We start from the raw sequence: 21,927 nt of genomic DNA, 5'->3' as shown, positions 1-21,927 counted from the left end.
GTGAACTCCGCTGTCCCGCCCGCCGATTCGGCCGAAGGTCGAGGGAGGGCGTCGAGGGGGAGGGGGCGGGCACGTGCCGGGACAAGCAGGGCCGGGTCGCGCTGAGGGCGAGCTGGATCCGGCGGCCGGACCGGTACCGCGGTTCGCCGCCGGGCTGCGCGCGCTGCGGGAGTCCGCGGGCAGGCCGACGTACCGGGAGATGGCCCGACTGGCGCGGTACGGAGTGACCACCCTGTCGCAGGCGGCGGCGGGCAAGCAGCTGCCCACCCGGGCGGTGACGCTCGCCTATGTGAAGGCCTGCGGCGGCGACCTCGCCGAGTGGGAGCGGCGCTGGCGCGAGGCGTCGGACGAGCTGGCGGCCGAGGCCGCCGCCGACGAGACCGCCCGGCCGCCCTACCGGGGCCTGACCCGGTTCGAACCGGGCGACGCCGAGCTGTTCTTCGGCCGCGACCAACTCGTGGAGCGGCTCACCGAGCTGAACCGCAAGCACCGCTTCACCGCCGTCTTCGGCCCCTCCGGCAGCGGCAAGTCCTCCCTGCTGCGCGCCGGCCTGATCCCCCGGCTGCGGGCGGTTTCCGAGGACGAGGCGCCGCCCGCGGCCGTACGGATCCTCACCCCCGGCGCGGATCCGCTGCACACGCACGCCGACCGGCTGACGCCCGTTCCCGGCACGGACGCCGACACCTGGCTGATCGTCGACCAGTTCGAGGAGCTGTACACGCTCGGCGCCGACCCGGCCGGCCGGGACGCCTTCATCGACCGCCTCGTCGCCGCCACCGACGCCGACAGCCGGCTGCGGGTCGTCATCGCGGTGCGGGCCGACTTCCTCGGCCGCTGCGCCGAACACCCCGTCCTCACCGCCGCGTTGCAGGACGCCACCCTGCTCGCCGGGCCGATGAGCCGTACGGAACTGCGCGAGGCCATCGTCCGTCCGGCGGCCGCGGCCGGCCTGATCGTGGAACGCGCCCTGACCGACCGCCTCCTGGACGAGGTCGAGGACGCCCCGGGCGGGCTGCCGCTGATGTCGCACGCCCTGCTGGAGACCTGGCGCCACCGCGGCGGCCGTGCCCTGACCGAGACCGCGTACGAGGCGGCCGGCGGACTGCGCGGCGCCGTCGTACGGACGGCCGAGGAGGTGTACGGCGAACTCACCCCTGCTCAGGCCGGGTTGGCTCGCCGCGTCCTGCTGCGGCTGGTCGCTCCCGGCGACGGGACACCCGACACGCGTCGTCCCACCGACCGCGCGGAGCTCGACTTCGGCAGTCCGGCCGACACCCGAGTGGTCCTGGAGCGCCTGGCCCGGGCCCGGCTCGTCACCTTCGACGACGGCACCGTCGACCTCGCCCACGAGGCCCTGATCACCGCCTGGCCCCGCCTGCGCGCCTGGATCGACGCCGAACGCGACCGGCTGCGCGTCCACCGCGCACTCTCCGAGGCCGCCCGCACCTGGCAGAGACTCGGGCAGGAGAACGCCGCGCTCTACGCCGGCTCCCGGCTGAGCGCCGCCCGCGACGCCTTCCCGCACGACACCACCACTGACGAACTCACGCCGCTGGAACGGCGGTTCCTCACCACGTCACTGGGCCGCCGGCACCGCGCCGCACTGCTCCGCCGCACGGTCGTGGCCGTACTCGCCGCGCTCGCCCTGCTGGCCACCGGCACCGCCGTCGTCGCCCTCCAGGCCCGTGCCACCGCGCAGGCCGAACGGGACGACGCCGTCTTCGGCCGGCTCACCGCCGAGGCCGACCGGGTCCGCGAGACCCACGCCGGGCTGGCGGCCCGGCTCGATGTCGCCGCGTACCGCATGCGTTCCACCCCGGACCTCAGGACCCGGCTGGCCTCGGACGCGGGCCGGGTGCTGCCCACCCGGCTGCCCGGGCACGAGGGGGCCGGCAGCTCCGTGGCGTACGCGCCCGACGGCCGCACCCTCGCGAGCGGCGGCCACGACGGCACGGTCCGGCTGTGGGACACCACCACGGGGAGAGCGCTGGGCGAACCCCTCCGACTCGGCACGGCCCGGGTCAGCGCGGTCGCCTTCGCACCGGCCGACCGGAACCTGCTGGCGGCCACCGGGGACGGCGGCGCCGTCCGCCTGTGGGACGTACGCGACCGGAAGCGGCCCCGCGCCCTCGGCGGCCCGCTGGTGAGCCACGACGAGGACAACGTCGTCTCCGTCGCCTTCGCCCCCGACGGACGGACACTGGCCACCGCCGGCGACGACGGGACCGTACGGCTGTGGAACCTGACCGACCCGGCGCACCCCGCACCGCTCGGCAAGCCCGCCGAGGCCGACGGGTCGGACGACGGGAGCGTCCGCGCGGTCGCGTTCGCGCCGGTGGGCCGCACCCTGGCCACGGCCGGCTACGACGGCACCGTACGGATGTGGCGCTACGGCGAGGCCGACGGCATCGCCCCGCTGGGCAAGCCCCTGCGCGCCCACACCGCCCCCGTCTGGACGCTGGCCTTCTCACCCGACGGCCGGACGCTGGCCACCGCCGGCTTCGACGAGACCGTACGGCTGTGGGACGCGTCCGGCCCGGGCCGCCTCGAACCGCTGGGCGAACCGCTCACCGCGCACACCGCGCCCGTCATGTCGGTCGCGTTCAGCCCCGACGGCGAGACCCTGGCGAGCGCGGGCGAGGACGACGCGCCCGTCCTGTGGAACGTCACCAACCCCGCCTACCCGCAGCAGCTCGGGGAGCCGCTGACCGGCCACACGGAGGCCGTGTGGGAGGTGGCCTTCAGCCGCGACGGCCGTACCCTCGCCAGCACCGGCGCCGACGGCGGCGTCCTGCTCTGGCACCGGCCGCCGAGCGTCCTCACCGACTTCACCAACCCGGTGACCGCCCTCGCCTTCAGCCCCGACCGCCGGCTCCTTGCCGCAGCGAGCACCGACGACGGGCTGATCCGCCTGTGGGACGTACGCCGCCCGGACCGCCCGCGCCGGCTGCCCCGGCCGCTCGGCCACGAGGACCGTGTGCTGGCCCTGGCGTTCGCCCCGGACGGCCGCACGGTGGTCAGCGGCTGCGCGGACGGCACCGTACGCCTGTGGGACGTCTCCGCGCCCGACCGCCCCGCGCCCCTCGGAGCACCCCTGCCCGCACACGACGGCGGCACACCGGCCGTGGCCTTCGCGCCGGACGGCCGCACGCTGGCCACCGGCGGCGAGGACGACAAGGTGCGGCTGTGGGACGTCCGGCGAGCGGACCGCGTCCGGCCGCTCGGCGCACCGCTGCGCGGCCACCAGGACACCGTCACCTCCGTGGCCTTCGCACGCGGCGGCCGTCTCCTGGCCACCGCCTCCGAGGACTCCACAGCGCGCCTGTGGCACGTGGGCGCCGGAACACGGGCACGCCCCGCGGGCGAGGCCCTCCGAGGACACGAAGAGGAGGTCAACGCGGTGGCGTTCGCCCCGGACGGGAAGACGCTGGCGACGGGCAGCGACGACCGGACGGTGCGGCTGTGGGACGTGGGGAAGGAGGAACAGGCGGATCACGCAAGCCCGCTGGGAGACGCGCTGACCGGACACCGCGGGGAGGTCCGGGCCCTGGCGTTCGCCCCGGACGGGAAGACGCTGGCGACCGGCGGCGGCGACCACGCGGTCCGGCTGTGGGACGTGGCCGACCCGGCCCGTGCCGAGCCCCTCGGCCAGGAACTCACCGGTCATCTCGACACCGTCACCACCGTCGCGTTCAGCCCCCGCGGCGACGCCCTCGCCTCCGCGGGCTACGACCTGACGGCCCGGGTGTGGACCCTGGACGCGGACCGCGCGGCCGGCTACGCCTGTGACCGCACGGCCGGCGTCCTCACCCGTGCCGACTGGGAGGAACGCCTCCCGCGACTCGGGTACCGGGAGGTGTGTGAGGGGCGCTAAAGCTTGCTGAACTTCAGCACGGCACCGTCCTCGTTGTGCGCGACGACGGTGATCTTCAGGTCGTCGCCGAACTGGGCGACCCCTCCCTGACCGCCGAGGTTCATGACGCTGCCGGGCGTCCGGAAGGTGACGGAGTTCCCCACGGTGATGTGCAGGTCCACGCCGTTCGCCGTGAGGTCGGCCTCGGAGGTCACGAGGATCTCGCACGTGCCGTCCGAGCAGGCGGAGAGGTTCTTGCCGTCCGCCGGCTCGGGCAGCGGGCCGCTGGGGTCGGGCGCGGGAGAGTCCGTATCGCCGGACCCCTCGCCGGGCTTCCAGCCCGGGGCGCACTGCTCGGCCTTCCGGTACGCGGCCGCGAGCCGCGGATCCTTCTCGGTGAGCTCGGGCAGGTCCGGCTTCGGCGGGGTGAGGGACTGGACGAGCTTGTCGACGTCCGCGGCACTGCCCTCGGCCTCGTCGAGGCCCACAGCCGGTGACACCCCGTCGAGTTCGGACACGACATCCTTCAGCTTCTTCTGCCAGGCGTCGAGCAGCCGGTCGGCCGCGGTAACGCCCGACGGGCCGAGGCCCTCCAGTTCGCTCTCCACCGTCCTCACCTCCGACGGTGTCCTGACGACGTAGCTGAGGGCCTGGGCCTGGGCGGACAGTCCGGCCTCGTCCGGGTCCCGGATCTCCTTCATTTCCGCGGCGCTCTCCGCCCGAAGCTCCTCGACCGCGACCGTCGACGCACACATGTCGCCGGTCCACCGCACGAGTTCCCCGGACGGCGGCCGGGTCTGCGCAGGCTTCGCCGACTCACTCGCCGACGCGTCGGTCTTCTCGCCCGTCCCCCCGCCGCAGCCGCCCAGAGCCAGTACCACTCCGGCGGCCGCCACGGCGACGACGCTCCCCCTCGTGCCCATCCAACGACCCCTCTCCGTGCCCTGATCCCGGCTTCGCAGGCCGGGTGCTCCAGTTCAACGAGACACGGATTTGTTCGGCCACCCGCTCCGCAACCTTGAACAACGTCGCGGCCTCGCATGGGGTTCAGGGCTTGTCCGGCGGTGTCCACGCCGCCACCAGGTCCAGGAGGCCCGGGAAGCGGGTGTCGAGGTCGGTGACGCGGACGTGGCTGCGGCGTTCCAGGCCGTACTGGCGCTGGCGGGTGATGCCGGCCTCGCGCAGGGCCTTGAAGTGGTGGGTGAGGGAGGACTTGGGGCGGTCCAGGCCGAACCAGCCGCACGAGTGGTCGAACGCCTCCGACTCCAGCAGGAGCTTGCGCACGATCCGCAGACGCAGCGGGTCGCTCAGCGCGCCCAGCACCGTCTCCAGACGCAGCTCCTCCACCGCCGGTTCGGGCAGCGGCTCCGGCAGCCCCTCCGGCTCCGTCGCGGACATGGGCAGCTCCCTGTCATCCGAATCGCTTGTACGAGTTTCATCGTACTGCATGCTAAGTTCGAGAAAACTCGTACTGAGCCCGCCGGAAGGACCAACCATGTCGGAACGTCAGGCCGCGACCCGTACCCCCACCTGGTGGGTGTGGCTGGCGGCGTGGCCGGTCACCGCCGTCTTCGTGCTGTCCAACGCGGCGACCCCGCTCTATGTGCTGTGGCAGCGCGACATCGGGTTCTCCAAGGGCACCCTGACCGTCGTCTTCGCGTTCTACATCGTCGGGCTGCTCGGCTCGCTGCTCGTCTCGGGCGTGGTCTCCGACCGGCTGGGGCGGGTGCCCGTACTGCTGCCCGCCCTCGCCCTGGCGCTCGCCGCCTGCGCGATCTTCGCGACGGCCACGACGGTGATCGCGCTGGTCATCGCCCGGCTGTTCACCGGCATCGCCGTCGGTGCCGTCGTCTCCGCCGGCATGGCCGCCGTGAGCGACGTCGCCGGCCCGGAGCGCAAGCGGCTGGCCGCGCTACTGGCCTCCTGCGCGATGGTCTTCGGGGCCGGGCTGGGCCCGCTGCTCGCCGGCCTGCTCTCCGAGACGCTGCCGGCGCCCACCGTGACCGTCTTCGCCGTTGAGGCGGTCCTGCTGGTCACGGCCGTCCTCGCCGTGCTGCGGATGCCCGTACGCCGTCCCGCCGCACCCGGGAAGGGTGCCTGGGTGCGCGTGCCCGGCGTACCGCATGGCAACGGCATCCATCTCGCCCTGGGCGTCGCGGTGTTCGCACCCGGCATCACCGCCACGTCCTTCGTGCTGTCCCTCGGCCCCACCCTGCTGACCGAACTGCTCGGCACCACCAGCCGGATCGTGGCCGGAGTCATGGCGTTCGCGATGTTCCTCGCCGCCACCGGCGTCCAGTTCGCCGTGCGGAAGCTGCCCCGGCACACCGTCCTGACCGCCGGTGCGATCAGCACCACCCTGAGCATGGCCGCGCTGATCGTCGCCGTGCGCTCCTCGTCGGCCGCCCTGCTCGTCGCCGCCGCCCTGCTCGCCGGGGCCGGCCAGGGCATGGGCCAGCTCGGCGGCCTCTCGCTGCTCAACTCCACGGTTCCGTCGCAGCGGCTCGCCGAGGCCAACGCCGCGCTGAACGTGGGCGGTTACCTCCCGGCCGGCCTGCTGCCGGTGTCCACGGGCTACCTCATGGACGCCATGGGGCTGCCCACCGGGGCGACCCTCTTCGGAGCCGTCCTGGCAGGGCTGGCCGTCACGGGCGGGCTCGTCGTCCTCATCCGCCCGGCGGCACAAAGAGCCCAGGATTTCCGTATTCCGTAAGTGAATTATCGAGAGGACTTCGAGTCCTTTTCCTCTGCCGCCTCAGGTGAAACTCCAGTTTTCGCAAGGGGATTCGAGCAAGGGGGTAAATTGGTCAAGCGATCGCGATCGGCGTTTCCGGACTTTACCCATCGGTAAAAACACGAAATCGTTTCTCCATATCTACGATCGCTGGCTATGACCGACATTTCTCGGGACAGCTCCGCCACCCGTGCGCGCTGGCAGACCTGCCTCAAGCTCGCCCGTGAACTTCTGCTCGTCGGGCCGGACGGCAAGGACCTCAAACTCGACTATCTGCACACCCTGATCGACACGGGCCGCCTCGGCCCCACCCATCACCCGCGCAAGAAGATTCTCGTCATCGGGGCCGGAATCACCGGCCTCGTCGCCGGGCGATTGCTCAAGGACGCCGGCCACGACGTCACCATTCTGGAGGCCAACGCCAGCCGGGTCGGCGGGCGCGTCAAGACGTTCCGGGCCACCAAGCACCACCAGCCCTTCGACGACCCGGCCCAGTACGCCGAGGCCGGTGCCATGCGGCTGCCCGACTTCCACCCGCTCGTCCTCGCCCTGGTCGACAAACTCGGGCTCGGCCGCCGCCAGTTCTACAATGTGGACGTTGACCCCGGCACGGGCAGCGGCCCCGACGTCCCCGTGCCCCCGGTGACGTACTCCTCCTTCACCGGCCGGACCTGGACCTACGGCGACGACAGCCCCGACTTCCGCGAGCCCGACAAGCGCGGCAACTCCTGGATCCGCACCAACCGCGTCCAGGTGCGGCGTGCCGACTACACGGCGGGGCCGGAACGCATAAACGAGGGCTTCCACCTCACCGGCGACGAAGTCCGCGCCCCCGTCGTGAAGATGGTCGACGACGCGCTGGAGACCGTGCGCGACTACTACTCCGACCTCGTCGACGGCCGGCGCGTCAACAAGCCGTTCGAGGAGTGGATCGAGGGCTGGGCGCGGGTGATCCGCGACTTCGACGGCTACTCGATGGGCGGCTTCCTACGGGACCACGCGGGGCTCAGCGACGAGGCGATCGAGGCCGTCGGAACCCTGGAGAACATGTCCTCGCGACTGCATCTCTCCTTCTTCCACAGCTTCCTGAGCCGCAGCGACATCAACCCGGGCGTCCGCTACTGGGAGATACCCGGCGGCAGCCGGCGCCTGCCGCACGCCCTCCACCAGGGCCTGCGCGACGAGGTGCGGCTCGGCCACCGCATGATCCGCCTCGAGTACCACGACCCCAGCCGCGACACCGACCCCGAGGGCACCGGCGCCGTCGGACCCGACGGCTGGGGCGTGGCCGTGCAGACCGTCGCCGAGAACGATCCACAGGCCCCGCCCCGCCTGTGGACGGCTGACCTGGCGATCGTCACCGTGCCGTTCTCCGCCCTGCGCTTCGTGGAGATCGTCCCCTCGATGTCGTACAAGAAGCGCCGCGCCGTCATCGAGACCCACTACGACCAGGCCACCAAGGTGCTGCTGGAGTTCAGCCGCCGGTGGTGGTAGTTCACCGAGGACGACTGGCGCGAGGAACTGGACCGCGTCTCGCCGGGGCTGTACGAGCACTACCGGCAGGACGGCCAGGACGGCACCGGTCCGACGGTCGTTTCCACTACCGCCACTTCCCCAACCGGGCGGACCTCATCATCGCCGTCTACCGGCACCAGGTCGACGCCTGCGCCGAGGCCGGTCCGGCCCTGCTCGCGAGCGGCGCGACCCCGCACGCCGCACTGCGGCAGTGGATCGACCTCTTCGTCGACTTCCTGGTGACCGAGCACGGCCTCGCCGCCGCCCTGCGCTCCGACGACGCCGGCTTCGACGCGCTGCACGCCTACTTCATCGACCGACTCGTGCCGGTCTGCTCCGAGTTGCTTACCACCGCGGCCGACGCGGGCGAGATCGACTCCGGCATCGAGGCGTACGAGCTCATGCGTGGCGTAGGGAACCTCTGCATCGGCGCGGACAGCGATCCCCGCTACGACGCACGCCGCCTGGTCGGACTCCTCGTCACGGGACTGCGCCGTCCGCGCTGAACTCCCCCTGTCCGACTGTCCGGATCCGCTGTTTCTCCGGAGCGGCGTTGATGGCACCCTGACGAGCACTTCGGAACCGGCCGGCAGAGCGGAAGCGGCAGCATGATCAAGTGGATGCCTCTGGGCACCGGAGCCAGGCCCGTCCCTCAGCCGGTGGCGACCCCGCTGGTCTGGGCCGGGGCCTTCGCGGGCGCGCCGGCACTGGTGGCGTGCCTCAACACCGTGGTGGGGCCCGACCGTCCGGAACTGGCCCTGCCCGCGCTGGCCGTGCTGGCCGCCGTGCTCGGCCTGTGCGCCCGCTTCACGGCCGCCCCCGGAACGGCCCTGCTCTGCTGGCTGTTCCTCAACGGCTTCGCCATCCCGCCCGCCGGCACCCTCACCTGGGCCGGACACCGCGACACCACGTGGCTGGCCTGCCTGTTCGCCGCCACCCTCCTGGGCACGGCCCTGGCCCGCCTGGCCCACGCCCGCGCCGCCTACCGCCGCCTCACCCCCCGCGGCGCCCGCAATGGCGGCGGCCCCGGCGGCACGGCCTAGGTGCGGGCCCTCGATCCGCGCGGCCGGCTCGTGGGCGGCGGCGGTGAACGTGCCGGCGCGGTAGGCGGCCAGGAAGGTGCCCGGCAGGTTCAGGTCGGCACGGGCGGGTAGCCGCCTGCCGGTAGCGGCGGCCCCTCGACCTGCGGGCCGACCCACCACCTCTCCGAACCCGTAGGAGCACCCCATGGCGAAGATCCTTTTCCTGATGACCGGCGCCGACCACTGGACGCTGGCCGACGGCAGCAAGCACCCCACCGGCTTCTGGGCCGAAGAGGCGGTCGCCCCCTACGAGGCGTTCAAGGCCGCCGGTCACGAGATCACCGTGGCGACCCCGGGCGGCGTCGTCCCGCCGGTCGACGCGGGCAGCCTGGCCCCGGAGGCCGCCGGCGGCGCGGAGAACGCCGCGAAGATCAAGGCCGTGGTGGAGGGCGCCGCGGAGTTCCGCACCCCGCTGACCCTGACCGACGTACGCCTCGACGACTTCGACGCGGTGTACGTCCCCGGCGGCCACGGCCCGATGGAGGACCTGGCCGTCGACACCGACTCCGGCCGCCTCCTCGCCCGGGCGGTGGAGTCCGGGCTGCCGGTGGGCGTGGTCTGCCACGGCCCGGCCGCGCTGCTGGCCGCGGTGAAGGAGGACGGTACCAACGCCTACGCCGGGTACCGGATCACCGCCTTCACCAACACCGAGGAGCAGCTCGCCGGCAGTGCCGACAAGGCGAAGTGGCTGCTCGAGGACCGGCTGACCGAGGTCGGCCTGACGGTCGAGACCGGGGAGCCGTGGGCGCCGCACGTCCGGGTCGACCGCAACGTCGTCACCGGCCAGAACCCGGCCTCCTCCGCCCCGCTCGCCGCCGAACTGCTCAAGAAGCTCCCCTGACACCGCACTGACGGAGAACGCGCAGGGCTACCGCGGCGACGTCGCCGGCATCTCCCCGGGAGTACCGTGGAGGTACCGAGAGCCCCTCGCGCACCGGCCCCGACACCGGTGCCGCCCTCGGCGACCGACGACCCCGGGTCGGGCCTCCCGTGCCCGGAGCAGGGCTTGCCTCATGACGGTGCACGTTCCGGTCGCGCCGACGACCACAGAGCTTCCCGGGCGGCAGGCCGTCCCGGACCGGCGCGGCACGCGGAAGCCGCCTCGGCCGAGGCCGGAGCGGGGCTCCTCGCCACGTGAAGGCGCCCGTCTCCGCGAGCTGAGCCGATGTCAGATCGAGGACCGGCTGGGGGAGCTGGGCGATCTGTACGCGGACACCTCCGGCGGCGGCCCGTGGGCGTGGAACGAGGCCCGCGGCGCCTTCCTGCGACGGCTGGCGGCCGACGCGAGACGACCGGGGTTCTCGCTGCTGATCGCCGAGACCACCGCCCTGACCGGGTGCGCCTACGGCTTCCCCGTACGCGGCGACGGGCCCTGGTGGGAGGGCTTCGACGGTTACCTCCCGGGGAGTCTGCTCCGTCTCGCGGGCTCCGGGCGACTCTTCGCGGTCTCCGTGATCCTCGTCCAGCCCTGGGTGCGCAGACAGAACCAGGACCGTGCCTGGAACCTGGCCCGGCGCCTCCAGAGCCGGCTGCTCACCGACCACGGCGCCGCCGCCGGCGTCACGCTGGTGAACCGCTCCGACGCCCGGACCGTCGAGGCGCTGCGGTCCTGGGGGTGGCGGTGTATCGAAGGCGACACCCCGGGCACCTCGCCGATGGGCCCGTTCCGCGTCCTGGTCCTCGGGACCTGAGCACCACGCCCCCCGTCACCGCCGTCACGGCATCGGCAGCCGCAGGGCCAGGAGGGCCACGTCGTCGGTGCTGCCGGGCGGCATCCGGGCCAGCAGCTGGTCGCACAGCATGTCCAGCGGCGCGTCGGCGAGCGCGAGGGCATGGCGGCGCAGCCGGCGCAGGCCGGTGTCGAGGTCGCTGCCGGGGATCTCGATCAGGCCGTCGGTGTAGAGCAGCAGGGTGGAACCCGGCAGCAGTGCCTGCGTGGCGTTCGGTCGGCTCGCGGCGGTGTCCACGGGAGCGCCGAGGACGACACCCTGCCCGGCGTCGAGGTACCGCGCGTCACCGCCGGGGGTGAGCAGGAGCGGCGGCGGATGGCCGGCGCTGGTCCACCGCAGCGTCCACGGGCCGGTGTGCGGATGGCCTTCGACCCGGGCGAGGACGAGTGTGGCCAGGGGGACGGTGGTGATCGCGGGCATGGCGTCGTCGAGCCGGTCGATGACGGCGCCGGGCGGTCCGATGTGGTCCCAGGCCAAGGAGCGCAGGACACCGTGCAGTTGGGCCATCCCGGCCGCAGCGGTCAGGTCGTGGCCCACGACATCGCCGATGACCAGCGCGAGGCTGCCGTCCTTCAGCGCGAACGCGTCGTACCAGTCGCCGCCGACCTGGGAGCCGGCCGGTGCGGGCTGGTAGCGGGCGGCCAGCCGCAGCCGGCCGGGCTGGGGCAGCGGGGCGAGCAGGTTGCGCTGCATGGCCTCGGCGACGGCCCGCTGGCGGCCGAACCGCCGTGCGTTGTCGATGACCAGACCGACCCGCCGACCGATGTCGCTCACCACCGCCACGTCCTCGGCGTCGAAGGGGTGCGCCGGGTCGGTGCGCACCACCGTCAGGGCGCCGGTGATCCGCTGCCCGGAGCCCAGCGGCACCGTGAGGGCGGATGTCGCGCCCGCCGCCCGCAGGAAGTCGCTGTGGACGGTGGCCAGGGGGGAACCGGGCGGTGTGGCCCTCTCGGCCTCGTTACGCAGGACGGGATCACCGCCGTTCAGCACCTGGAGCAGGGGCGAGCCGTCCCCCTCGCCGGGCTCGGGCAGGTGCTCCCGCCTGCCCTCCAGGCCGGCCTCCCGGCCCGCGGGGCCGGTCACCGCGACCCGGTGGACCTGCCCGGAAGAGGTCAGGAGGTCCACCGCCGCCCAGTCGGCGAGGCGGGGCACCAGCAGGCGGCCCAGCCGGGCGAGCGCCTCGTCGGTCTCCAGGGTCTGCCCCAGGACGTCGGTGATCTCCGCGACCAGCGTCAGCCGCTCGGTGCGGTCCTCCAGGGCCCTCGTGTAGGCCGCGCGTTCCCGGCGCACACCCTGGTCGCCGGTGACGTCGGTGAACAGCACGGCCATGCCCGTGAAGGAGCTGCCGTCCGCCAAGGGAGAGGCGGACCAGGAGATCGTGACCAGGTGGCCGTCACCGCGCAGATAGCGGTCGCCCTCCCCGCGCGCGGAAGCCCCCTCGGTCAGCGCCTGGAGCAGGGGGCACCGCTCCCGCCGGAGCGTGCCGCCGGTCGCGTCCCGGTGCAGCAGATCGTGCGCGTCCTGTCCGCGCATCGCGGAGGCGGCTCGGCCCAGCAGCCGCTCGGCGGCCGGATTGACGGCGCGGATCCGTCCGTCCGGGCCGACAACCATCAAGGCTGTGCCCAGCTGCTCGACGACCCGCAGCCACAGGCCCGGCTCGACCGTCGGCCCCGACAGCCCCTCATCGTCCACACCGGGCACCGCATCCTCCACCACGCCGCCCCTCACGTCATGGCAGCCTCTCACCGAAGACCGCCGGACGCATCAGGTAAGCCGCGGTTCCACCCGAGTGAACACGATGCCGATTCCGAACCGTGCCGGTTGTCACCCGGGCGGGAGTACCGTGGAGAGCACGAACACTTTCGTATGCCGGAATCCACCGGCCCCGGACCGTCGCCTCGTCTCCGGCGAGTCCACTCGAGCACCCTCCCTCCAGAGCACGTCACCCGTTCTCACTGGGGCAGCCCGTGACCCCGGCCGCGCCATCCTCACCCAGGCCGAGGAGCCGTCATGACCACCGCACTGCAGCCCCAGCTTCCCTCCCATCCCGTCCTCCGGCTGCGTCTCGCACCCCGCAGCGGCATGCCCCGGTCCATCGACGGAGCATGGTGGCCCCGTTCGTACGACCTGCTCGCGGAACTCCCGTCGCTGATCGCGGGGTTGCCGCGCGCGTGGGGCCAGATCGCCAGCGTCACCGTCAACGGGGCGGTGTGGTCCGCGGTGCCCGGCCGGATGCTCGTCTTCAACGAGGTCGTACGACTGCACAGGGCCCTCACCGCGTCCGCCCCGCACACCATCGTCCTGCTCACCCCCGGCCGGGGGCGCTGGGACCTGATGGTCGTGCCTCCGGAGACGGCCGAGGCGGCGGCGGAACCGCTGATGGCGGCCGCCGCGAGCGATCAGGAGTGACGACAGGGCCGGCGCACGCGGGTGACCGGCGGGCTCCACGGGGTCATCGGCCCGGGAGTACCGTGAAGCGAGGAAGCCACTCGGTTTCCTCGTCCCTTGGCAGGGAAGCAGGCGAGTGCGATGGCCGACCCCTCCTCCCCGCGTGTGACCAGGCTCCTGCCGGACGCCGTCCACCAGGCCGTGCGGCCCGGGACGGCTGTCGTACGGCTGGAGACGACGCATGAGCGGCAGGGCGTGCTCGACGGGGCGTGGTGGCCTCGTTCCCGCGACATCGCCGCCGAACTCCCCGGCCTGATCTCCGCACTGACCGAGTACCTCGGGCCCATCACGCGCGTCGGCCTGGACGCCCGCGCCTGGGAAGGGCTGCCGACGCGGATGACCATCGACGACCGTGTCGTCCACATCGACTCCTTCGCGGCAGGCGACGACACCGTCCTCATCACGCGGGGCGAGCAGGATCTCTTCTCCCTCCTCGTGGTCCCCCCGCACACGACGCCCGACGCCGCGCGCGCGGCCATGGCCGAAGCCGTCCGCGCCGGCAGCGTGATGCGGGCCGAACGCATCCTCCTCGACACCGGCAGCGCCTAGTCGGGCCCTCTGCACGGTCCGTCGGGCCTGTTCGAGGAGTACGCTGGATTTACCGAGGATATTTCGAACACCGGCTTTCAGGCCCGTGTCGTTTTCGGCGATTGAATATGCCGGGCCGGTCGCGACCGGCCCGGGGCAGGGTTCGCGTCATGACTGCGACCATTTCCCACCCGCCGACGACCGAAGCCGCTGACCGGTCCTCCCCGTCCTCTCTCCGACTGTCGCTGGCACCCGCCGGCTCCGCCCCGGCTCTGCTGGACGGCGCCTGGTGGCCACGCTCCCGCGATCTCCGGGCGGAACTCCCGGCCCTGACCGCCGTACTGGATCCGCTGTGGGGGCGGATCACCCGGGTCACGGTGAATCCCACGCAGTGGCCGGTCATTCCACGCAAGGTGCCCGTCGCCGGGCATGTGGTGACCGTGGGCTGGTTCCTGGCCGAGCAGGACCCGCATGAACTGCTGCTGCTCTCCTACCACGTGGGCCGCCTCAACCTGCTGGTCGTGCCGCCGCAGACCACTCCCGAATCGGCCGCCTGGCTGATGGCCGCGGCGAGTGACCCACACGGCATGCTGACCGCGAGCCGGTTGCTGGAGGAGGCGACGCGTCTGCAAGCACTGCGCGACGCCGACCGGGCCGTGGAAGCGGTCTGGGACTCCGAAGGAGGGCATGCGACCCGCGACTCGGCCGCACGCCCGCGGAAACCGACGGGAAGGTGAGGACCGTGGAGACGTTCGTGACCGTGGCCGCGATCCTGGGAATGATCGTTGTCGGGGTCCTCCTCATCCGCCTGCTGAACTCACAGCACGGCGACCGCATGGCCGCCATCCACTACGGCCACACCGGGATGCCTGTCGCGGGACCGGCTCCGGCTCGGCGCAAGGTACGCGGGCGATTCCGTCTCAGGCGCCGCGCCCGTAAGCAAGCCCGGTACGGCTGACAGCCGATCAGGTCGCGGTGGCCGAAGGCCCGTCAGGGCCGCGTCATCGGCCACCGCGACCTGGACGGGCCTACCGCGCCGGGAGCCGCCACCACGCGGCGGAGGCGTCGCGCAGGGTGTTGGTGCCGCAGTGCACCTCGCCCATGCCGAGGTGGTACGTGTACCAGTCGTCGATGTACGACACCTTCAGGCCGACCCGCGTGTAGGCGGCGCTGACGGCCTCCGTGAAGATGTCCTTGCCGCCGATGACGGGCCCCCACTGGCGCGGGGCGAGGTAGCGGTCGCGGCCCAGGAGCACGCCGTTGACCGCGCCGGGCACGTATGCGCTGGTCTCCACCGTCGCCGGAGCCGCCGCACGCGGGGCCGCCGGGTTCTCGGCGAGCCACTTCTGCTGGCCGCGGTCCCTGAGGCTGTCCACGAGGTCCGATCCGGCGCCCATGCGCGTCAGACGCGGCACGGGAACGTCCTGGCCCTCGGCGGTGAAGGCCTCCGACTCACGGGTGTACAGCGCGGGCACCCGCACGATCTCCTCGTCGGTGACACCCGTCTCGCGCTTCAGGACCTCCAGGTTGGCGGCGATGCGCCGGGCCGCCATCTCGTTGTCGGACACCAGGTGCCGGGAGGCGAGCGCCTGGTCGATGGTCTCCTTGGGCGCCGGAGCGTCACTCCGGCCGGGGACGGAGAACATCTTCGTCCTGCCGTGCCCGTCGCGCTTGGCGTCGCGCAGCAGCCGCAGCCCCGCCTGCGGGTCGGCGACGCCGATGCGCCAGCCGCGCGGGGTGTCGGCGGGCAGGAACTGCACGAACTCGTCGACGTGCCCCACGCCCAGCCAGGAGGTGTCCAGCAGCAGCGGGTCCTGCATGCCCTGCGACTTCAGCATCGTCCGCATCACCTTCGACGGGCGTGCCCCGCTGTCCTTGCGCTCGCCCATGATGATGCGCCCGGCCGGGAACGAGCGCCCGCCGTGCGCGTAGGGCGGGACGGTCTCCAGGTTGCCCATGGAGTTGAGCGACCAGTCGTCGGGCTCCGCAGGGTCGGTCACCTGCACGACGCCGATGTCCCGGCCGCGGATCTTCTCGAACAGCTCGCGGCCCGCGTCCCGGTCCGGCTGGGCGGAGCGCAGCATCACGCGCATCACCTGCGGCTGCCCGCCCGGCCCGGTCATGTTGACGTAGGCCGGTTCGACGAAGTCCTGGGCCCAGGGGTCGGCGTACTTCTCGAAGGTGACCAGCGGCGTGGTGACCCCGGCCTTCTTGACCTCCTTCCCGAGTTCGGCGACGAACTTCTGCTGGAGGCGGCTGTACTCGCCCTGACCCTGGACCTCGGTCACCATCACCTGCTGGGTGTTCTGCAGGTGATGCTGGGTCAGCAGCGGCGCGACGCGCAGGGTCACGGCGTCGGAGGTGGACTTCTGCCCGGACGTCACCGTCAGCCGGACCACCGCACGGCCGTCCCACTTCGCCGTGTCCCGGACGATGTCGGTGGCCTCGACCCCGAACTCCACGCCGGAACGCAGCTCGGCGGCGGTCAGCCGGGTCGCCGGCGTCACCAGGACCCACGTCCCGGAACGCTTGAGGAAGAGGTGCGCGTGCTTGCCGCCCGTGGTGACCTTCAGGCTGCCCTTGGCGTCGGCGGGGAGGCCGGGCTGGGGCACGGAACGGACCCGGGCGAGGTCGGCGGCGTCCGCGGTGCCGTTGACCTTCGTGTCGGTGCCGTCGTTGCACGCGGCCAGCTTGGCGTCGGACAGGGGTCTGCCGCCCGGTCCGGTGACGGGACACCGCTTGGTGTCGTCATCGATGTTGGGCAGGTAGACCGCTCCGCGTCCGACGGACCAACTGTCCTCCCACCACTTGTCGCTGTCGCCGGTGACATCGACCCGCCCGTCACGGTTCACATCCGCGCGCAGATCGGCACGACCGGCGGTCTCCACGGCGGAGGCGGAGCCGGCCGGCCCGGCCAGTACCGAACCGGCCGCGGCGAGAGCCAGGACCATGGACCCGGCCGGATTCAGACGTGGACGTATGTGAGTACGTGAACGCACAGAGTGTTCCTCTCGGTTGAGGGGGTGAACAAGTTGGCGACCAGCGCCAGTTGAGTGTGTTCTGGCGCGCATGAGTGAGTGTTCGGGCTGCAGCAGGCGCGTTCCCGCCGGTTGGGAACGAAAGTTCCTGCATCGAATGCGTGACCTTGTCCGATGACGGTCGTTGGGTGGGGTGACGGGGGCTTGCTGCGGTACCGGGGCGAGGGGGCAGGATGGGTGGACTGCGAGAGGTGGCGGTGCCGTTCCTGGTGCCCGGTCCCTCGGGGGTGGCGATCCGTACCCGCCTCAAGCACCTGAGCGGTGCGGACGAGACGGTTCTGCGCCTGGTCGGGGGCCATCTGGGCACGCTGGCTGCCCGTGATCTGAAGGCACGCTGCGCCGCCGGACTGGAACACGACAGTGAGCAGTGGGCGCAGCGCAAGCGCGCCCTGACACTGGAGTCTTCCTCCCGTTGGGCGGGGTCGGTCACGAAGGCCAGCCATGATCAGTGGGCGCTGGCCCGGCGTGGCCAGCACGCACACATCAAGAGCCTGCAGGCCGGGATCGCCATGATCACCCACCGGCTGTCGCTGCCGGTGGGTGAGAAGAGCAGCAAGCGGGCGCCCGGCGGCTACGGTTCCCGGCGGGAGTGGCATGCCAAGTCCCGCCGCCTGCACGTGCTTCAAGACCGGCTTCAGGCGGTGCGGGCCGATTGGGAAGCCGGTCGGGTACGCGTAGTGCGCGGCGGGAAGCGGCTGCTGAACACCCGCCACCACTTGGACCAGGCCGGGCTGAGCGAGCCGGAGTGGCGCGAGCGGTGGCAGGCCGCACGCCGGTTCCTCCAGGCCGACGGCGAGTCCGGAAAGCGCTACGGCAACGAGTCTGTCCGTGTCACACCCGACGGCGAGGTCTCCCTGAAACTTCCCGCGCCGTTGGTGTATCTGGCCAACGCCCCGTACGGCCGCTACGTGCTGACTGCGCGCGTGGCATTCGCTCACCGGGGCGAGCAGTGGGCCGATCGCGTCCATGCGAACCGGGCGATCGCCTACCGCATCCACGAAGACACCGGCCGCGGGCGCTGGTACCTGACCGCTACTTGGACCCTCTCCCCGGCCCCGACGCTCCCCCTGGTGGCGGCCCGCGTGCACGGCATGCTCGGCGTGGACACCAACGCCGACCACCTGGCCGCCTGGCGCCTGGACCCCCACGGCAACCCCATCGGCGCGCCCATGCGCTTCGCCTACGACCTGTCCGGAACCACCACCCACCGCGACGCCCAGGTCCGCCACGCCCTGACCCGCCTGCTCCACTTCGCCAAACGCCACTGCCTCGCCGTCGCGATCGAGGACCTCGACTTCGGCGCAGAGAAGACCCGTGAGAAGCACGGCCGCCGCACCCGCTTCCGCAAGCTGATCTCCGGCATGCCCACCTCCAGGCTGCGGGCCCGGCTGGTGTCCATGGCGGCCGAACTCGGCATCCCCCTCATCGCGGTTGACCCGGCCTACACCAGCCGCTGGGGCGCCCAGCACTGGCGCAAGCCCCTCACCACCACAACCAGGAAACCCACCCGCCACGACGCAGCCGCCGTGGCCATCGGAAGACGCGCCCTGGGACACCCGATCCGGCGACGGACGGCACCGCCCCCACACGACCGGAGTGATCGTGCGAGGCATCGGACCGTCCAGGCCCGACCGGGCACCCCAGGGCGTGAGGGACCCCGCCCCCGCATCCCCGGACCACGGACCCGATCCGTGCCGCCGGACGCGCAGCGAACGCGGGCGACCAGGACACCCAACACCGTTCGGGATGTCCGCAGTGACCACGAATGGGCCCAAGACTCACTCCTGCTCACTGAATAGGAACGGTGACGCTGTGCAAGAGGCGGAAGAGGGCCTGTGCGTTGCTTGTGCGGAGGCGGTTACCGCTCGGGTGCCGCGTGCCGTGAGCGGAACGTCCGGCGATAGGAGTCCGGAGGCACGCCGACCGTCCGATTGAAGTGCCGGCGCAGCGTCGTGGCGGTGCCCATGCCGGTGGCCGTCGCGATGACGTCGACCATGTCGTCCGTGGTCTCCAGCAACTCCTGGGCGCGGCGGATCCGTTGCGTCAGCAGCCATCGCAGGGGCGTGGTGCCGGTCACCGCCCTGAAGTGACGGCCCAGGTTGCGCGAGCTCATCCCCGCCTGGCGTGCCAGGTCCTCCACCGTGAGCGGCTGGTCGAGGCGCTCGATCGCCCAGGGGAGCAGCACGGCGAGCGGGTGGTCGTCGCGCGTGGGCACCGGCGCGGCGACGAACTGGGCCTGGCCACCGGCTCGGTGCGGCGGCACGACCAGGCGGCGGGCCACCGCGTTGGCAACGGACGAGCCGTGGTCGAGCCGGACGAGGTGCAGGCACAGATCCATCGCGGCGGCCTTGCCGGCGGAGGTGAGAACGCTGCCGTTGTCCACGTAGAGCACGTCCGGATCGACCTCCACCCGAGGGTGGAGGCCGGCCAGGGCCTCGGTGTGGGCCCAGTGCGTTGTCGCGCGCCTGCCGTCCAGTAGCCCGGCCGCCGCGAGCACGAACGCGCCCGTGCACAGGGAGGCCACGCGACTTCCCGCCTCGTGGGCCGCGCGTACCGCGTCCACGAGATCGGCCGGCGGGTCCACGTCGACGTCCGCCCAGCCGGGGACGATCACGGTGTCGGCATGCCGGAGCCGGTCGAGCCCCTGGTCGGGCTCCAGCCGGAACCGGCCGATGCGCACGGCGTCCGACCCGCAGACCTCGACGTCGTACCAGGGGACGGTCACACCCGCCGGAGCCGAGCCGAACACCTCGTACGCCAGGGACAGTTCGAAGTGCAGCATGCCCTCGGTGACGGCCAGCGCGACAGTGGTCATGTCCGAAACTGTACGGGGCACGTCGTTCCGGACACTCACGGCGGTGCACCCGCTCTCGCCAGGATGGTCGCGACGGGTCAAGCGGATCCGGCGGATCATTCGAGCAGGGGGAGAACTCATGAGGTCGGCGATGCAACCGGGGCAGACGGTGACGGTGTTCGGCGCGTACGGACACACCGGACGCTTCGTGGTGGCCGAGCTGCGGGAGCGCGGGTTCGTCCCGGTCCTCTCCGGCCGTGACGCCGGCAAGCTGCGGGCGTTGGCGGCAGCCACCCCCGGCGCCCCCGAGGTCCGGCCGGCCTCGGTCGACGACCCCGCCTCGCTCGCCCGCGCCCTGGACGGCGCGGACGCCGTGATCAACTGCGCCGGGCCCTTCGCCCTGACCGCCGCACCCGTGATCGAGGCGGCACTGCGCGCCGGGATCCCGTACGTCGACGTGGCGGCCGAGATCGAGGCCAACCTGGACACCTTCACTCACTTCGCGGACCGCGCCCGCGCGGCGGAAGCGGTGATCGTCCCCGCGATGGCGTTCTACGGCGGCCTCGGTGACCTGCTGGCCACCGCCGCGATGGGGGACTGGACGATCGCCGACGAGGCGAACATCGCCTACGGACTGAGCGGTTGGCACCCCACCCCCGGGACGCGCGTCGCGGGCACGGTCTCCCGGGAGCGCCGGGCCGGCCGGCGCGTCCGCTACACGGACGGGCGGCTGCAGTACCACGACGACGATACGACCCTCCTCAAGTGGCCCTTCCCCGCCCCGATGGGCACTCGGGAGGTCGTCGGGGAGTTCACGATGGCCGACGTGGTCACCGTCCCCAGTCACCTCTCCATCCCCGAGGTGCGCACCCATATGACGACCGAGGCGGCGGGCGACCTCTCGGCCCCGGACACGCCGGCGCCGACCGCGGCCGACGAGAACGGCCGTTCCGACCAGACCTTCCTGGTCGACGTGGTCGTACGCCGCGTCGACACCGAACGGCGCGCCGTGGCACGCGGCAGGGACATCTACGCCGTCACCGCACCGCTCGCGGTGGAGGCGGTCCACCGCATCCTCACCGGCCGGACCCGCACGCTCGGCGTCGCCTCCGCCGGCCGGATCTTCGACGCCCCGGACTTCCTCCGGGCGCTGTCCCCCCACATCACCCTCGACCCGCTCCCGCGGCAGACGGCGTCCTGACGGCCGGAGCGGGCGCTGCGTCCGTCCGACGGTCATGCGCTCCCGGTACCGGCGCGGTTCGGCAGGCAGTCGGAGACCCTCGACCGGAGTGGCCGTATGCGGTACGCCACGAACTGGCACCGCCTCGTGGCCTCGACCGCCGTGAGCATGCTCCCGTCCTGACAGGTCGCTTCACGGGGCCCTCAGGGCCGTCGCCCGGCCTCCCCTCGCTGCTCGTGCCGTCCGAAGCCGTGGATCAGAGCCACGGCCAGCGCGCTGACCAGCAGCAGCACGCTCATGTACAGGACCACCGGCCAGGGTTCTCCCCCGGCTGCCTCCAGCAGCGCGGCCGCGACGAGGGGTGCGGTGCCGCCCGCCGGCGCCGCCGCCACCTCGCGGCTGAGGGCGACCCCGCTGAACCGGGTCCTGGTCGTGAACAGGTCCGCCAGGAAGCCCGCCTGGGCGCCGAGCCGGAGCATCGCGTGGTCACCGCCCGGTACGAGGCGGACGTCCGCCCGGGCCCCGGCCGCGCGGGCACGCCGCACGAACGCCACCGACGCGCTCGGGCCGGTCACCCGGTCCCGGTCCCCGTGGATCACGACGACGTCCTTGTCCCGCAACTGGCTCACCGGCTCGCCGTCCGGGCACCAGGGCGCCAGCGCCGGCACCGTCCGGACCTGCGGCGCATCCGCGGCGCGCAGGGCCGCGCGACCCCCATCGAGTGACCCACGAGAACCACCGGGACGTCACCGGCGCGGCGGGCGAGTTCGCCGAGTGCCCGCCGGACGTCTCGCGCGTGTCCGGAGCCGCCACGCGAGCGGATCGGACCGAGCCTGCTACCAGGTACTTCCGGGCGCGGACGCCGTCCGGATGGCAGGGCGGCCATGGAATTTGTAGCGAAACCGGCTGCATGACGGACGCTTCCGCACGTGCGTCCGGGGTAGGGGTGGGCAGGACGCCGCCCCACCGACGTCCTGCCCACCCCCACCGCACGCGCCACCCCCACGGAGACGGCCCTGCCCCCC

General features: G+C 72.8%; 19 protein-coding genes. 13 read left to right on the top strand and 6 right to left on the bottom strand.

Annotation, left to right across the window (positions count from 1 at the left end):
• Positions 1–73 precede the first annotated feature (73 nt).
• Positions 74–3,874: an nSTAND1 domain-containing NTPase gene (locus OG542_RS19310; RefSeq protein ID WP_328412492.1), complete on the top strand. Its 3,801-nt coding sequence runs from the start codon at positions 74–76 to the stop codon at positions 3,872–3,874.
• On the opposite strand, the gene OG542_RS19305 is transcribed toward OG542_RS19310, so the two are convergent.
• Both OG542_RS19305 and OG542_RS19300 read right to left on the bottom strand, forming a co-directional pair.
• Positions 3,871–4,776, bottom strand: coding sequence for a hypothetical protein (locus OG542_RS19305; RefSeq protein ID WP_328412490.1), 906 nt, complete (start codon positions 4,774–4,776; stop codon positions 3,871–3,873). The two genes, OG542_RS19310 and OG542_RS19305, sit on opposite strands and share 4 nt — an antisense overlap.
• A 124-nt stretch (positions 4,777–4,900) precedes the next feature.
• Complete coding sequence (locus OG542_RS19300; protein WP_311126822.1) at positions 4,901–5,251, bottom strand: ArsR/SmtB family transcription factor; 351 nt, start codon at positions 5,249–5,251, stop codon at positions 4,901–4,903.
• Positions 5,252–5,348: 97 nt separating this feature from the next.
• On the opposite strand from OG542_RS19300, the gene OG542_RS19295 reads away from it, so the two are divergent.
• From OG542_RS19295 to OG542_RS19270, 6 genes are all read left to right on the top strand, one after another.
• A complete protein-coding gene (locus OG542_RS19295) occupies positions 5,349–6,566 on the top strand; it encodes an MFS transporter (RefSeq protein ID WP_328412488.1) in 1,218 nt (405 codons plus the stop codon).
• A gap of 177 nt (positions 6,567–6,743) precedes the next feature.
• Positions 6,744–8,081 (top strand): flavin monoamine oxidase family protein, encoded by a 1,338-nt coding sequence (locus OG542_RS19290; protein ID WP_328412486.1) that lies wholly within the window; start codon positions 6,744–6,746, stop codon positions 8,079–8,081.
• Complete coding sequence (locus OG542_RS19285; RefSeq protein ID WP_328412484.1) at positions 8,072–8,608, top strand: TetR/AcrR family transcriptional regulator; 537 nt, start codon at positions 8,072–8,074, stop codon at positions 8,606–8,608. Before OG542_RS19290 ends, OG542_RS19285 begins: the two co-directional genes overlap by 10 nt.
• A 102-nt stretch (positions 8,609–8,710) precedes the next feature.
• Positions 8,711–9,145, top strand: a complete 435-nt coding sequence (locus OG542_RS19280) for a hypothetical protein (RefSeq protein ID WP_328412482.1) — start codon at positions 8,711–8,713, stop codon at positions 9,143–9,145.
• 184 nt (positions 9,146–9,329) lie between these two features.
• Positions 9,330–10,025 carry a type 1 glutamine amidotransferase domain-containing protein gene (locus OG542_RS19275; RefSeq protein WP_328412480.1) on the top strand — a complete coding sequence of 232 codons (696 nt, stop codon included), beginning with the start codon at positions 9,330–9,332 and terminating at the stop codon, positions 10,023–10,025.
• A gap of 172 nt (positions 10,026–10,197) precedes the next feature.
• Entirely contained in the window at positions 10,198–10,875 is a 678-nt protein-coding gene (locus OG542_RS19270; RefSeq protein ID WP_328412478.1) for a hypothetical protein, read from the top strand.
• A gap of 24 nt (positions 10,876–10,899) precedes the next feature.
• On the opposite strand, the gene OG542_RS19265 is transcribed toward OG542_RS19270, so the two are convergent.
• A complete protein-coding gene (locus OG542_RS19265; protein WP_328412476.1) occupies positions 10,900–12,615 on the bottom strand; it encodes a SpoIIE family protein phosphatase in 1,716 nt (571 codons plus the stop codon).
• A 309-nt stretch (positions 12,616–12,924) separates the two neighbouring features.
• On the opposite strand from OG542_RS19265, the gene OG542_RS19260 reads away from it, so the two are divergent.
• The 4 genes from OG542_RS19260 to OG542_RS19245 all read left to right on the top strand — a co-directional run bounded on the left by OG542_RS19260 (position 12,925) and on the right by OG542_RS19245 (position 14,848).
• Complete coding sequence (locus OG542_RS19260) at positions 12,925–13,323, top strand: DUF5994 family protein (protein WP_311126831.1); 399 nt, start codon at positions 12,925–12,927, stop codon at positions 13,321–13,323.
• 120 nt (positions 13,324–13,443) lie between these two features.
• Entirely contained in the window at positions 13,444–13,911 is a 468-nt protein-coding gene (locus OG542_RS19255; protein ID WP_261678999.1) for a DUF5994 family protein, read from the top strand.
• 149 nt (positions 13,912–14,060) lie between these two features.
• Positions 14,061–14,627 (top strand): DUF5994 family protein, encoded by a 567-nt coding sequence (locus tag OG542_RS19250; protein WP_328412473.1) that lies wholly within the window; start codon positions 14,061–14,063, stop codon positions 14,625–14,627.
• Positions 14,628–14,632: 5 nt separating this feature from the next.
• On the top strand, positions 14,633–14,848 hold the full coding sequence (locus OG542_RS19245) for a hypothetical protein (protein ID WP_311126833.1): 216 nt from the start codon (positions 14,633–14,635) through the stop codon (positions 14,846–14,848).
• Between the two features lie 70 nt (positions 14,849–14,918).
• On the opposite strand, the gene OG542_RS19240 is transcribed toward OG542_RS19245, so the two are convergent.
• Complete coding sequence (locus OG542_RS19240) at positions 14,919–16,841, bottom strand: protein-arginine deiminase domain-containing protein (RefSeq protein WP_328417996.1); 1,923 nt, start codon at positions 16,839–16,841, stop codon at positions 14,919–14,921.
• 260 nt (positions 16,842–17,101) lie between these two features.
• Between OG542_RS19240 and OG542_RS19235 the strand changes: the two genes are divergently transcribed.
• A complete protein-coding gene (locus tag OG542_RS19235; RefSeq protein ID WP_328412471.1) occupies positions 17,102–18,727 on the top strand; it encodes a transposase in 1,626 nt (541 codons plus the stop codon).
• Positions 18,728–18,786: 59 nt separating this feature from the next.
• Here OG542_RS19235 and OG542_RS19230 read toward each other — a convergent pair whose 3' ends face one another.
• On the bottom strand, positions 18,787–19,743 hold the full coding sequence (locus OG542_RS19230; RefSeq protein ID WP_328412469.1) for a helix-turn-helix domain-containing protein: 957 nt from the start codon (positions 19,741–19,743) through the stop codon (positions 18,787–18,789).
• A gap of 130 nt (positions 19,744–19,873) precedes the next feature.
• Between OG542_RS19230 and OG542_RS19225 the strand changes: the two genes are divergently transcribed.
• Complete coding sequence (locus OG542_RS19225) at positions 19,874–20,923, top strand: saccharopine dehydrogenase family protein (RefSeq protein ID WP_328417994.1); 1,050 nt, start codon at positions 19,874–19,876, stop codon at positions 20,921–20,923.
• Between the two features lie 182 nt (positions 20,924–21,105).
• Here OG542_RS19225 and OG542_RS40750 read toward each other — a convergent pair whose 3' ends face one another.
• The gene (locus tag OG542_RS40750; protein ID WP_408057770.1) at positions 21,106–21,570 is read right to left on the bottom strand and encodes a hypothetical protein; all 465 of its coding nucleotides are present in this window, start codon (positions 21,568–21,570) and stop codon (positions 21,106–21,108) included.
• Positions 21,571–21,927 lie beyond the last annotated feature (357 nt).

The organism is Streptomyces violaceus, from assembly GCF_036014075.1.
GTDB lineage: Bacteria > Actinomycetota > Actinomycetes > Streptomycetales > Streptomycetaceae > Streptomyces > Streptomyces violaceus.
The sequence above is the reverse complement of the archived record's forward strand: the minus strand, read 5'-3'. Positions and strand labels throughout refer to the sequence as shown.